Source organism: Rhizobium metallidurans, from assembly GCF_014196505.1.
Classification (GTDB): Bacteria; Pseudomonadota; Alphaproteobacteria; order Rhizobiales; family Rhizobiaceae; genus Rhizobium; species Rhizobium metallidurans.
Map to the genome: position 1 here is coordinate 73718 of NZ_JACIDW010000003.1, position 12554 is coordinate 86271.

General features: G+C 62.0%; 12 protein-coding genes. 4 read left to right on the forward strand and 8 right to left on the reverse strand.

Annotation, left to right across the window (positions count from 1 at the left end; genetic code table 11):
- Positions 1 to 14: 14 nt before the first annotated feature.
- Together GGQ67_RS06995 and GGQ67_RS07000 are read right to left on the reverse strand one after the other, a co-directional pair.
- Entirely contained in the window at positions 15 to 410 is a 396-nt protein-coding gene (locus GGQ67_RS06995) for a PilZ domain-containing protein (protein ID WP_183899478.1), read from the reverse strand.
- A gap of 110 nt (positions 411 to 520) precedes the next feature.
- Positions 521 to 922 carry a DUF2177 family protein gene (locus GGQ67_RS07000; protein ID WP_183899479.1) on the reverse strand — a complete coding sequence of 134 codons (402 nt, stop codon included), beginning with the start codon at positions 920 to 922 and terminating at the stop codon, positions 521 to 523.
- A gap of 183 nt (positions 923 to 1105) precedes the next feature.
- Between GGQ67_RS07000 and GGQ67_RS07005 the strand changes: the two genes are divergently transcribed.
- Positions 1106 to 1552, forward strand: a complete 447-nt coding sequence (locus tag GGQ67_RS07005) for a baeRF12 domain-containing protein (protein WP_183899480.1) — start codon at positions 1106 to 1108, stop codon at positions 1550 to 1552.
- A 60-nt stretch (positions 1553 to 1612) separates the two neighbouring features.
- Here the strand turns inward: GGQ67_RS07005 and GGQ67_RS07010 are convergent, their stop codons facing one another.
- Positions 1613 to 1945: a hypothetical protein gene (locus GGQ67_RS07010; protein ID WP_183899881.1), complete on the reverse strand. Its 333-nt coding sequence runs from the start codon at positions 1943 to 1945 to the stop codon at positions 1613 to 1615.
- Between the two features lie 347 nt (positions 1946 to 2292).
- On the opposite strand from GGQ67_RS07010, the gene GGQ67_RS07015 reads away from it, so the two are divergent.
- Positions 2293 to 2724, forward strand: a complete 432-nt coding sequence (locus GGQ67_RS07015) for a glyoxalase superfamily protein (protein ID WP_183899481.1) — start codon at positions 2293 to 2295, stop codon at positions 2722 to 2724.
- Positions 2725 to 2790: 66 nt separating this feature from the next.
- Here GGQ67_RS07015 and iolB read toward each other — a convergent pair whose 3' ends face one another.
- The 5 genes from iolB to GGQ67_RS07040 form a co-directional block, all read right to left on the reverse strand.
- Positions 2791 to 3588, reverse strand: coding sequence for a 5-deoxy-glucuronate isomerase (iolB, locus tag GGQ67_RS07020; protein ID WP_183899482.1), 798 nt, complete (start codon positions 3586 to 3588; stop codon positions 2791 to 2793).
- 184 nt (positions 3589 to 3772) lie between these two features.
- Complete coding sequence (iolE, locus tag GGQ67_RS07025) at positions 3773 to 4693, reverse strand: myo-inosose-2 dehydratase (protein ID WP_183899483.1); 921 nt, start codon at positions 4691 to 4693, stop codon at positions 3773 to 3775.
- Between the two features lie 211 nt (positions 4694 to 4904).
- Complete coding sequence (gene iolD, locus GGQ67_RS07030) at positions 4905 to 6755, reverse strand: 3D-(3,5/4)-trihydroxycyclohexane-1,2-dione acylhydrolase (decyclizing) (protein ID WP_183899484.1); 1851 nt, start codon at positions 6753 to 6755, stop codon at positions 4905 to 4907.
- Positions 6756 to 6954: 199 nt separating this feature from the next.
- Entirely contained in the window at positions 6955 to 8892 is a 1938-nt protein-coding gene (locus tag GGQ67_RS07035) for a bifunctional 5-dehydro-2-deoxygluconokinase/5-dehydro-2-deoxyphosphogluconate aldolase (RefSeq protein WP_183899485.1), read from the reverse strand.
- Positions 8893 to 8987: 95 nt separating this feature from the next.
- Positions 8988 to 9863: a MurR/RpiR family transcriptional regulator gene (locus GGQ67_RS07040; RefSeq protein WP_183899486.1), complete on the reverse strand. Its 876-nt coding sequence runs from the start codon at positions 9861 to 9863 to the stop codon at positions 8988 to 8990.
- Positions 9864 to 10064: 201 nt separating this feature from the next.
- On the opposite strand from GGQ67_RS07040, the gene GGQ67_RS07045 reads away from it, so the two are divergent.
- Together GGQ67_RS07045 and GGQ67_RS07050 are read left to right on the forward strand one after the other, a co-directional pair.
- Positions 10065 to 11180, forward strand: a complete 1116-nt coding sequence (locus GGQ67_RS07045; RefSeq protein WP_183899487.1) for a Gfo/Idh/MocA family protein — start codon at positions 10065 to 10067, stop codon at positions 11178 to 11180.
- Positions 11181 to 11258: 78 nt separating this feature from the next.
- Entirely contained in the window at positions 11259 to 12476 is a 1218-nt protein-coding gene (locus tag GGQ67_RS07050) for an FAD-dependent oxidoreductase (protein ID WP_183899488.1), read from the forward strand.
- The last annotated feature ends 78 nt before the right edge of the window (positions 12477 to 12554 follow it).

Here is a 12554-nt window from a genome sequence, read left to right on the forward strand (position 1 = left end):
CGCGAAAAGCCCGATTACATGCTGATCGTTCGGCTCGCGCTGATCGCTTCCATGTTGCCGATCATGAAGTCGGCGCGGACGACGCGGCGCAGCACGTCGGGTTCGATCGTATTGATGAAGCGCACATGCAGGCGCTCGTTGCGCCGGGAAACCTCGGCGCAACCGATGCGGTAGGCAAGCCCGAGAATGTTGAGATAGTAGTGCTTGGGAAGGCCGGTCGCCGACGAGACGAGAAGCGTGGCGCCGCCGCGCGAGATGTCGATGATCTCGCCGCTGCGCACGGAAATACCCGTCAGGCAGGGGCGCACGGCCACGATACGGGCCGGACGGCGCACATTGAACTGCTCCCACCGGGTCTCGTAGATTTCCGATTTCACCGTCGTGAGGTGTGTGTAGTTGAGCATCGACATCGCAGGCACACTCCCAAAAATCAGAAAAATCCTAGTCTTTCCAACGGAGCGTCACATGAATGCTTTGCGCAATCATCAACGAAGCCACTACAATTCTAATGAATGAGAATTTAACTGAGGGCGCGGACGGCAAAAAATCCGCCGGCAGCCGTCATCGCGGTGATGAAGCCGCCCCAGACGAGATCGACGATGCTCATCAGCGGCGGCCAGTTCTTCAATGTGGCGAGGTTTGTCACGTCGTAGGTTCCGTACGCCGCCAGTCCCAGAATCAGGCCGTAGATGACGGCGGTCCATGCGGAGCCAGACGTGATCGCGGGATAGACCGCCAGCACCACCACGGCGACGGCGAAGAACAGATAGAAGATCGCGGCGATTCCGAGGTTCGGCGACGGCAACATGAGATCGCCCAGCTGGTCGCGATAGAATGTCCGGGCGACGATGCCAAGCCATATGGCATCGAGCACGAGCAGGGTACCCAGTGAACCGGCATAGGCGACGAGAGCTGTTTTCATGATCATGTCCCTGATGTTTGCCTCTCTGTACGTCGTCTACACGGATTGGATTGCCCCTCGCGTGAATTCCACAAATCGTTGAACTCTTTACGACCCCGTACGTTTGCCTTGTGTTCACAAGTACAGATCTGTGCTCTCGGGCGCGGGGCTCCGCGCTCAGTAGAAAACATCAAGGAGACTGATATGGCTGACATCAGAGTGCCGCGAAATTCCTGGGTTGTGGTATGCGACGGAGGCAAGGCTCTGATCATGCAGAATGACGGCGACGTCACCGGCGTCGACCTCAAGGTCAGGGAAACACTGGCGCAACCGAACGAGCCCGATCGCGAAATCGGCACCGACAAGCCCGGTCGGGCACATGGCGCCGATGGCACGAGTGGCAGCGCTGTCGAGGAACTCAGCTGGCACGATCAGGCCGAGGCGGAATTCTTGAAGCGGATTGCCTTCAAGCTGGATGATCTGATCATTGAAAACGATGCGACCAACATCGTGCTGGTTGCGCCGCCAAGGGCGCTCGGAACGCTTCGCGCCAACCTGAGTGTCGAGGCTCAGGCCATCATATCGGCAGAAATTCCGAAGGATTACACGAATATGCCGATCGACCAGATCGAGCGGCGACTGGCGGCTTGACGACCGCGTCGAAAGCCGGAGCGGGCGCGAGCCCGCTCTTTCTCCGCGTCTGTGTCGGCCCTAGTTTTCGAAGCTCAGGCGCAAGACGTGATGCAGGAACTCCGGATTGATCAGCATGTTGAAGCTGATCGTGGCGAGATCCCCCTCGCGCTTCACCAGGGTCGAACCGATTTCATCCTGGATGCCGAGGATCTCCAGGAAGAAATTGTTCGGCATTTCGATCGACGAATTCACCTCGATCGTCGCGCCGGCGAGCGTGATGCTGCGGATCAGGCAGCGCAGTTGCGTCGCGGTGCTGAGGTGATGGCCGACGAAAATGACCTTGCCAGGACGGTCAAGCGCGAATTCGCGGTAAGCCTGGTCGGGCTCGGGATGTGTCGTATCGAGGTGCATCTGAAAGGCCACTGTCGCCTCCGCTGGTTGTCTGGTTTCAATCTAGGGCAAGTGTGCTCAATAGTTCTGAAAAAGATCTTTAAAACTAGAAGCTTATGCGGGTTACGGAGCGGATAAGTCCCATTTTTAGGCAATGTCCGGTCGTTTTGCTGGAAAATTACTCATGTTGACAGACGAACTTGCCTGCCGCATACCAAAAACCGGTACGAGACGCCCGCCGCTCGCGGATGAAAATCCATGGTGAAGATCTCCTGCAATGAACGGTCACAGCCCTTTGCGCATGCTGACTGGTGGCAATGCGAGCTCCCAACTGCTTCGAACAGCATGCCTTTTTGAAAGGCTGAACCATGAACTATCCTTCGATCGACGATCTGAAAGCCCAGGCCAAGCGATTACGTGGCGCCATGGAATCAACCGGCAAGCAGATCTCGCACAGCGCCGCTCTCGAACTGATCGCCAGCCAGCACGGCGTCCGCGACTGGAATACGCTGTCGGCGCTGGCAAGCAGACCCAATGCCGCGCCGCTTGCGGCACTCACCGTCGGCGCGCGGGTCAGCGGTCGCTATCTCAACCAGCCGTTCACCGGCAAGATCCTGGCGATGGGAGAACAATCCGGCGGGCTGCACAAGCTGACGCTGCATTTCGACGAGCCCGTCGATGTCGTTACCTTCGAGAGCTTCTCGGCCTTTCGCCAGAGGGTCAACGCGCAGGTCGACGAAAACGGCGTTTCGCCACGCAAGACCTCGAACGGCCTGCCGCAGCTCGTGCTCGACATTTGATGTCGGGCAATTGAAGCAAAAGCCGCGCTGTCGTGGCGCGGCTTTCAATCGTCATGTCTTCCGGTCTCACGCCTTGAGCAGCCATTCATGCTCCGCCGCATTGTGGAATTTCCACACGCGCTTGGGACCGGCCATCACGTTGAGATAGTAGAGATCGTAACCGTGCGTGGCAGCGCAGGGGTGATACCCCTTCGGCACCAGCGTCACGTCGCCATCCTCAAGCACCATCGCCTCGTCGAGCGACCGGTCGTCGGTATAGACGCGCTGGAAGCCGAAGCCCTGCGGCGGGTTCAGGCGGTGATAGTAGGTCTCCTCGAGGAAGCTCTCGTTCGGCAGGTTGTCCTGATCGTGCTTGTGCGGCGGATAGGAGGAGGTATGCCCGCCCGGCGTGATCACCTCGACGACGAGCAGAGAATAGGCCGACGCGTCATCCTCAGGCATGATGTTGTTGACATGTCGTACATTGGTGCCCTTGCCGCGCGTCAGCGGCGGATGCGTGCCCGGCGGGATCGCCTTCGCGTCATAGGCACCGCCACCCGGCGCCGAGCAGACCGCCAGCTCCAGATCGGTCTCGGCCGTCACCGACCAGGCCGATTCCATCGGGATGTAAAGCGCATGCGGCGGCCCATCGAACGGGCTCATCCGCTCGCCGAGCGTGCCGAAATCCCTGGTGCCGGCGCTGGCCTTGCCCTTGCCGCTCACCCAGACCAAGCACACCTCGCGCTCGCCCGTCTCTCCCGACACCGTCTCGCCGGGTTTCAGCCTGTGCATGTCGAAGCCGACATAGGTCCAGCCGGCGCTCTCCGGCGTGACATGGGTGACGCGGCCATGCGTGCGTGATGGTTTGACTTTGAGGTTTGGCATTTGTTTCTCCTCGATATCTTTGTGGGTGCGGCCCCCTCATCCGACCCTTCGGACCCCCTTCTCCCCGTGGGGAGAAGGGGAGGTTGGCGCGAGCGGCCCGCTCCGGGTCTCTTCTCCCCAGCGGGGAGAAGGTGGCGGCAGCCGGATGAGGGGACCACTCGCTCCAGCGTTGCGATGTTGAGCCTCAAGCCCCCCTAGGAAACCCTTCCGTCTCCACCGTATATCCGGCAGCCGTCATCACCCGCATCAGTTCGGCGTGACCGATCTCCGCCATTTTCTGCGGCGGCGCCTTGCGTGGGTCCTGTTCGGCCTCGACGACGAACCAGCCCTCATAGCCGTAATCGGCGAACCGCTGAACTATCGCCCCGAAATCGAGCGATCCGTCGCCCGGCACCGTGAAGGCGCCGAGCGCCACGGCGTCGAGGAAGGACTGCCTGCCGCGGTCGAGGCCGTCGACCACCGACTTGCGGATGTCCTTGACGTGGACATGGTTGATGCGGGCGTGGTGGTTGTCGATGGCGCGCAGCACGTCGCCGCCGGCAAAGGCGAGGTGGCCGGCGTCGAGCAGCAGCGGAATGCCTTCACCCGAGTTGCGCATGAAGGCGTCGAGTTCCGGCTCGGTCTCGACCACGGCCGCCATATGATGGTGGTAGGAGAGCGGCATGCCCTGTTCGGCGCACCATTCGCCGAACTGCGTGACGCGGCGGGCATAGGCCTTCATCTCGTCGTCGGAGAGTTTCGGCTTGGTGGCGAGCGGCTTGGAGCGGTCGCCCTGGATCGAGCGGCCGACCTCGCCATAGACGATGCACGGCGCATCGACGGCCTTGAAGAGCTCGATCATCGGATGGATGCGATCCTTGTTGGCAGCAAGCTCCTCGTCGATGAGGGTGCCCGAGAACCAGCCGCCGCAGAGCGTCACGTCGGCGGCCTTCAGGATCGGCAGCATCTCCCGCGGATTGTTGGGGAACCGGCGCCCCTGTTCCATGCCGGTAAAGCCCGCGCCGCGCGACTGGCGCAGGCATTCCTCCAGCGATACGTCGTCGCTGAGTTCGGGAAGATCGTCGTTCCACCATGCGATGGGCGACATGCCAAGTTTGGCTTTCATCGTTGTTTCTCCTCGTCATTCTCTAAAATCAGCGAGCGCGGCCCCCTCATCCCAGGTGCAACTTGTTGCACCTGAACCCTACGGGCACCTTCTCCCTGCTGGGGAGAAGGGAAGATGAAGCGAGCGCCCCACCACGAGTCTCTTCTCCCCAACGGGGAGAAGGTGGCGGCAGCCGGATGAGGGGGCTCCGCACTCTAACGTCTGTTAAGCGTCACCCAATCCGCTGCGCTTCTCGCGCCCTCACGTAATTGGCGCGCGCCTTGTTGACCTCCTCGCGCGAACTCACCTCCGGCACCGCGACATCCCACCAGTGCCCGCCGGCCTCGGTCGTGATCAGCGGATCGGTATCGATCACGAACACCGAGGTCCGGTCGTTCTTCCTCGAATCGATAATCGCCTGCTCCAGCTCGGCGATCGAAGAGACCTTGACGGCGATCGCCCCCATGCTTTCCGCATGCGCGCGGAAGTCGATCTCGGGCATGACCTCGTGATAGGCGTCCTTCAAGAGATTGTTGAAGTTGGCGCCGCCGGTGCCCATCTGCAGCCGGTTGATGCAGCCATAGCCGCGGTTATCCAAGAGCACGATGTTGAGCTTCAGGCCCAGCATCACCGAGGTCGCGAGCTCGGAATTCAGCATCATGTAGGAGCCGTCGCCGACCATGACGATGACGTCCTTTTCGGGGTGCGCCATCTTAGCGCCGAGGCCGCCGGCGATCTCGTAGCCCATGCACGAAAAGCCGTATTCCATGTGGTAGCTGCCCGGTGCCGTGGCCGGCCACAGTTTGTGCAACTCGCCGGGCAGACCGCCCGCCGCGCAAAGCGCGATGGCGTTCTCGCCGCCGATCGTGCGTGTGACCGCGCCGATCACCTGGGCGTCGGATGGGAGCGCCGCATTGGTCGCCGCCATCGCCTTGGCGGCGGCATCCATCCAGATCTTCTTCTCTTTCTCGGCCTTCGCGGCCAGTGCCGCCGGAGCCTTCCAGCCGGAAAGACCCTCGGAAATCGCCTTCAGCCCCTCGCGCGCATCCGCCACCAAGGCACGCCCGTCATGCTTGGCGGCGTCGTAGGCGGCGATGTTGAGGCCAAGGATGGAGAGCTTTTCATTCTTGAAAAGCGCCCACGAACCGGTGGTGAAGTCCTGGCAGCGCGTACCGACGGCAATCAACAGATCGGCTTCCTCGGCGATCGCATTGGCCGCCGACGTGCCGGTGACCCCGACCGAACCGAGCGCCAGCGGGTGCCGCTCGTCGATCGCCGACTTGCCGGCCTGTGTAACGACAACGGGAATGCCATGCGCATCCGCGAAGTCAGTGAGCTCCTTCGTGGCCTGCGAGTAGAGAACGCCGCCGCCGGCGATGATGACAGGCTTTTCGGATTTCTTGATGAGCGCGATGGCGCTCGCCAGTTCGTCCACGTCAGGGCGAGGGCGTCGCGTGGTCCAGACGCGCTCCTCGAAGAAGCTTTCCGGATAATCGAAGGCTTCGGCCTGAACATCCTGGCAAAGCGACAGCGTCACCGGACCACAATCATAAGGATCGGTCAGCACCTGCATGGCGCGCTTCAGCGCCGAGATGATCTGTTCCGGCCGTGTGATGCGGTCGAAATAGCGCGACACCGGGCGGAAGGCGTCGTTGGCCGACACCGTGCCGTCGCCGAAGTCCTCGATCTGCTGCAGCACCGGGTCCGGCGCGCGGTTGGCGAAGACGTCGCCCGGCAGGAAGAGCACGGGGATGCGGTTGACATGCGCGACGCCGGCAGCGGTCACCATATTGAGCGCGCCGGGGCCGATCGATGTCGTGCAAGCCATGAAGCGCTGGCGGAAGCTCCCCTTGGCGTATGCGATCGCCGCATGCGCCATGCCCTGTTCATTGTGCGCTCGATAGGTCGTCAGCTCGTCGCGCACCTGATAGAGCGCTTCGCCGATACCCGCGACGTTGCCATGGCCGAAGATCGCCCAGACGCCGCCGAAAATCGGCACCGTCTTTCCGTCGACGACCGTCATCTGATTCTTCAGAAAGTGGGTGACGGCCTGCGCCATCGTCAATCGTACAGTCTTGCCCATCGGGCTCCTCCCGAACCTTCACTCTGTCGCTTTTCCCCTCCCCAACCCCTCCCCACAAGGGGGAGGGGCTAACCCGTTGCAACCGCTTCGCTTCGCCTCAACCTTGCGTCCGCTGGGACGTTCGTTCGTGGCAGAGCGGCGCCTCAAGTTAAAGCCCCGCCCCCTTGTGGGGAGGGGTTGGGGAGGGGTCTATTCGTAATTAAGAACCGAGCCCGCGCGTTTTCAACCAGGCTTCGGTCAATTCGCGGAAGCGTCCGGCCATGTCCGATATCGCCTGCTCGTCATCGATCTTGCCCGACAGCCAGGAGCGCGCCGCATCCGAAAAGATCGTCCGCCCGACGGCAAAGCCCTTGACCGAAGGTGCTGCCAGCGTCGCCTCGAAGCCCTTCACCAGCTCGTCGGCCGGCGCCTCCAGCCCGAGCAGCACGATGCCGCGGCACCATGGGTCGTTCCTGGCGATGATGGCGTCGATCTTCTTCCACGCCGCGCTCGATGCCTGCGGTTCCAGCTTCCACCAGTCCGGCTTGATGCCGAGCGCATAAAGTTCTTCCATCGCCGTCGAGATGGTGTCGTCGGTGAGCGGCCCGTTCTTGCTGGCGATGATCTCGACCAGCAGTTCGCGGCCGACCTTGCGCGCGGCCTCGAACAGCGCGCGCAGCTTTTCCTGCTGTTCGCTCTTCAGCTCCGCCGGGTCGTCGGGATGGTAGAAGCAGAGGCACTTGATGCAGTGATCGAGCGGCCATTCCACCAACTGCGAACCGATATCCTGGCTGAATTCGAAGCGCAGCGGCTTCGAGCCCGGCAGCTCGACGGGACGTCCGATCCACGAAAAATTCTTGGTCGCCGCGTCGAAGAAGGCATCGCGCCCGAAGCGCTCGTCGATCAGCATCCCATAGCCGCCGCGGCCATCGGCGACGCGCGCGGCGGCCTCCACCGCGAGCCGCTTGAAGGCGACGATCTGCCTGTAATCGACGCCGAGCTCGTCGCACACGCTCGTCAGCTGCGAACGATGATCGATGGCGAGCGCCATCAGGAGCGGGATGTCGCCCTTGCGGTTCGAGGCCCAGTGGATGTGGTTGATCGCCTCGTCCTTGCGCAGCGCCCGATGCTTGCTGCCGTTCTTCAGGAAGAAATCGAGTTCCGTCCAGGTCGGATATTCCGGCGAGCATAGCAGGCGGGAGACCGCGAATGCGCCGCAGGCATTCGCCCAGGTCGCGCACGTCTTCAGCGGCTCGCCCTTCAGCCAGCCGCGCAGGAAGCCGGACATGAAGGCGTCGCCGGCCCCAAGCACGTTGAACACCTCGATCGGGAAGCCTTCGCCGACGATCCCGGCTTCGAGATCGTCCGAGATCGGGCCGTCATAGACGATGCAGCCCATGGCACCGCGCTTCAAGACGATTGTCGCGGGCGACAGGCGGCGAATCTCCTTCAGCGCGCCGAGCACGTCGTCGGCGCCAGACGCGATCAGGATTTCCTCCTCCGTGCCGATGATCAGGTCGCAATCCGGCAGCGTCTCCTTCATCTTCGAAGATACGCGGTCCGACTTCACATAGCGCTCGAACCCTTCCGCATGGCCGGCAAGGCCCCAGAGGTTCGGACGATAATCGATGTCGAAGATCACCTTGCGGCCGTTGGCCTTGGCGATACGGATCGCCTTGCGTTGCGCCGCTTCCGTGTTCGTCCGCGAGAAATGCGTGCCCGAAACCAGCACCGCGCGCGAGGACTTTATATAGGCCTCGTCGATATCACCCTCTTCGAGCGCCATGTCGGCGCAGTCGGAGCGATAAAAGATCATCGGCGACACGCCTTCGGCCTCGACCGCCAGAAGCACCAGCGCCGTCAGGCGCTCCTTGTCGGTGACGATGCCGTCGGTCGCAACCCCCTCGCGCGCCGATTGCTCGCGAATGAACCGTCCCATCTGCTCGTCACCGACGCGGGTGATCAGGCCTGATTTCAGGCCGAGGCGCGCGGTGCCGATCGCGATATTGGCCGGGCATCCGCCGACCGACTTGGCGAAGGAGGCGATGTTCTCGAGCTTGGAACCGATCTGCTGGCCATAGAGATCGACCGACGAGCGGCCGATGGCGATCACATCAAGCGACGGCCCCGGATTCGTGCCCGGTTGAGTTACTGCCATCATGTCCTCCCGATCATTTTCGATCCGGCGTGAATGTCCGCCGGTGATATCGGTCAATGAAACATCGGTTCCGTTTGAATGTCAATTCAGAATGTTTATTCCATTTTTGCTTTTCTGGATTTTGGCTGTCCCAGCTTTCGCCGCCGCTCGGCGATCGCGACCGGCAGCGCCATGGTCAGCGCCATCGAGGCGGAAAGCGAGCGGAAACCGGCGAAGTCGGCCTCCGCCACTTCGAACCAGCAGGCGGCACTCGTGGCGAGCGGCGAAAAAGCCGAATCGGTGATGACGACGACGGGCACGCCGCGCTCCTTCAGCATCTCCGCCTGGCCGAGGCTCTCGGCGGCGTAGGGCGAAAAACTCGCGGCGATCGCCGCGTCCTTCGGCGTGGCGAACTGGACGGTTTCGGGATCGACCCCGTTCGGGGAGGCGACGATCTGGTGTCGGATATTGAGCTTCGAGAAGGCGTAGCTCATATGCGCGGTCAGCGGATAGGAGCGGCGCTTGGCGATAAGATAAATGGTGTCGGCCGCCGCCAGGATATCCACCGCCTTGCTGAAGGTGTCCGACTGAACGGTCGCCGCCAGCCGGTTGATCGATTGACCGGCGGCGGAAATGAAGCCCGAAAGCAGATTGGCGTCCTCGTCCTCGCCGCTGGATTGCTCCAGCGTCACCAGCCGCTCCTCGTAGGTCAACGTCCGGTCGCGCAGCCGCTCGCGAAAAATGCTCTGCAGGTCGGAAAATCCCTCATATCCCAGGTGATGCGCAAGCCTTACCAGCGTCGATGGCTGAACCTCGGAGGCAGAGGCGATGCTTGCCGTCGTGCCGAAGGCGATCTCGTCGGGATTGGCGAGCGCGAAGGCCGCCACCTGCGCCAGGCGCTTCGGCATGGTCGCCTTGCGCTCGATGATCGTGCTGCGCAGGCTCTCGAAATCCCTGGGAACGCGAGAGGGGGCCTTGGGGTCGTTGTCCATGAGCTGATCCGAAAATGAAACGTATATTCCAGTTTTTCGACCATAGATGATTTCCGTCCCCCGGCATATTTGTTTTTTATTCGCATAATTTGCAGTTATTCCAGTAATTTGGAGAATTTCGCGTGCGTTCTGGCTCGCCGGCTAGTCTTGCCAAAATGGTCCAACCATTCCAAAATCATGCCGGGAAATGGAGGGGAGATCATGAAGTCACTGGGCGTCGGCCTGATCGGCACGGGCTATATGGGCAAGTGCCATGCGCTTGCATGGAATGCGGTCAAAACCGTCTTCGGCGATGTCGAGCGTCCGCGCCTCGTGCATCTGGCCGAGGCGAACAAGGATCTCGCCGATGCGCGGGCCTCGGAATTCGGCTTTGAAAAGGCGACGGCCGATTGGCGCCGGCTGATCGCCGATCCCGATGTCGATGTCGTCTCGGTCACCACGCCGAACCAGTTTCATCCCGAGATGGCGATCGCGGCGCTTGAAGCGGGCAAGCATGTCTGGTGTGAAAAGCCGATGGCGCCGGCCTTTGCGGACGCCGAGCGCATGCTGGATGCCGCCAGGCGCGCCGGCAAGGTGGCTGTTCTCGGCTACAACTATATCCAGAACCCGATCATTCGCCACATCAAGAGGCTGATCGGCGAAGGCGCCATCGGCCAGGTCAATCACATCCGCGTCGAGATGGACGAGGACTTCATGGCCGATCCGGATACGCTCTTCTACTGGAAGAGCGAATTGTCGGCCGGCTACGGCGCGCTCGACGATTTCGCCGTGCACCCGCTGTCATTGCTCTGGTACCTCTTCGGGCACGTCGATGCCGTGGTGACCGACATGTCCCGGCCCTATGCCGATCGCCCCGTGAAGGAGGGTGGAAGACGCAAGGTCGAGAATCACGACGCGGCCCACGTGCTGATGCGGCTCGACGGCGGCATCTCCGCCGTGTTGATGGCCAACCGCGCCGCCTGGGGTCGCAAGGGACGAATTGCGTTGCAGATATTCGGATCGAAAGGCGCGATCACCTTCGACCAGGAGCGGATGAACGAATTCGAGCTCTATCAGGCCGATGGCCGCGGCAGCGAGCAGGGGTTCCGCAAGATCCTCGCCGCACCCGCCCATCATCCCTATGACCGCTTCATTCCCGCCCCCGGCCACGGCCTGGGCTTCAACGATCTGAAGATCATCGAATGCCGCGAGCTCATTCGCGCGATTTCCGGTGAGCCGTCGGTGATCGTTACATTCGAAGACGGTCTTAGGATAGAAAAGTCTGTTCACGCCATGGCAGAGTCGTTTCACCAGCGCCGCTGGATCGAGATCGCCTGACGGCGCTCCACTCCGGTTGACGACGTAAGGGGCAGGGGATAGGCCTTTGCTCGGTATAGTGAATGCGGGAGTGAGATCGTGACGGACAGATTGGTGATTATCGGCGCGGGTCAGGCAGGCTTTGCAATGGCGGCCAAGCTGCGCGCGCTCAAGGATACGAGGCCCATCACCATTCTGGGCGCCGAGGACGTGCTGCCCTACCAGCGCCCGCCGCTCACCAAGAAGTACCTGCTCGGCGAAATGAGCTTCGATCGCCTGCTGTTTCGTCCTGAACAGTGGTTCACCGACAACGACGTCGAGATTCGACTGTCCACGTGGGTCGAGCAGATCAAGCGCGACAAGAAGCAGGTCGTGCTCCAGGATGGCTCCATGATCGATTACGGCACGCTGGCGCTGACGACGGGGTCTACGCCGCGCGGCCTGCCGGCCGCGATCGGCGGCGATCTCGAGGGCGTCTATGTCGCCCGCGACAAGCGCGATGCCGATCTGCTGGCCGCCGAGATGCGCCCCGGCCGCCGCGTCCTTATTATAGGTGGGGGCTATATCGGCCTCGAGGCCGCCGCCGTCGCGCGCCATTTGGGCCTCGAAGTCACCGTCATCGAGATGGCCGACCGCATTCTGCAACGCGTCGCCGCCAAGGAGACCGCTGATATCATGCGCGTCATCCACGAAGAGCATGACGTACGGATTCGCGAAAAGACCGGCCTCAAGCATCTGATCGGACGCGACGGCAAGCTCGTCGGCGCCGAACTTTCCGATGGCTCGATCATCGATATCGATTTCGCCATCGTCGGCATCGGCGTCACGCCGAACGACCAGCTGGCCAAGGAATCGGGCCTCGAGGTCGCGAACGGCATCGTCGTCGATGAATTCGCGCGCACCTCCGATCCCTCGATCTTCGCGGCCGGCGACTGCGCGGCCCTTCCCTGGCAGGGAGGGCGCATCCGCCTCGAATCGGTGCAGAACGCGGTCGACCAGGCCGACGCGGCCGCAGCCGTCATCGCCGGCGGCAATACGCCCTATGAGCCGAAGCCCTGGTTCTGGTCCGATCAATATGACGTGAAGCTGCAGATCGCCGGCTTCAATCTCGGCTACGACGAGACGCTCCTGCGCCCCGGCGCGCGCGAAGGCGCGCATTCGGTCTGGTATTTCAAATCAGGCAGGTTCATCGCCGTCGATGCGATCAACGACGCCAAGGCCTATGTCAGCGGCAAGAAGATGCTGGAACTCGGCATAAACCCCGACAAGTCGATCCTGGCCGATGCGTCTTCCGATCTGAAGCAGTTGCTGGCTTAGAAATAAGCCAGCTTTTCTTCAGGGACAAAGCCGAAAAGCGCTTGCGTCCCCCAGCGAATGACTCTATCAGGCTCTCGA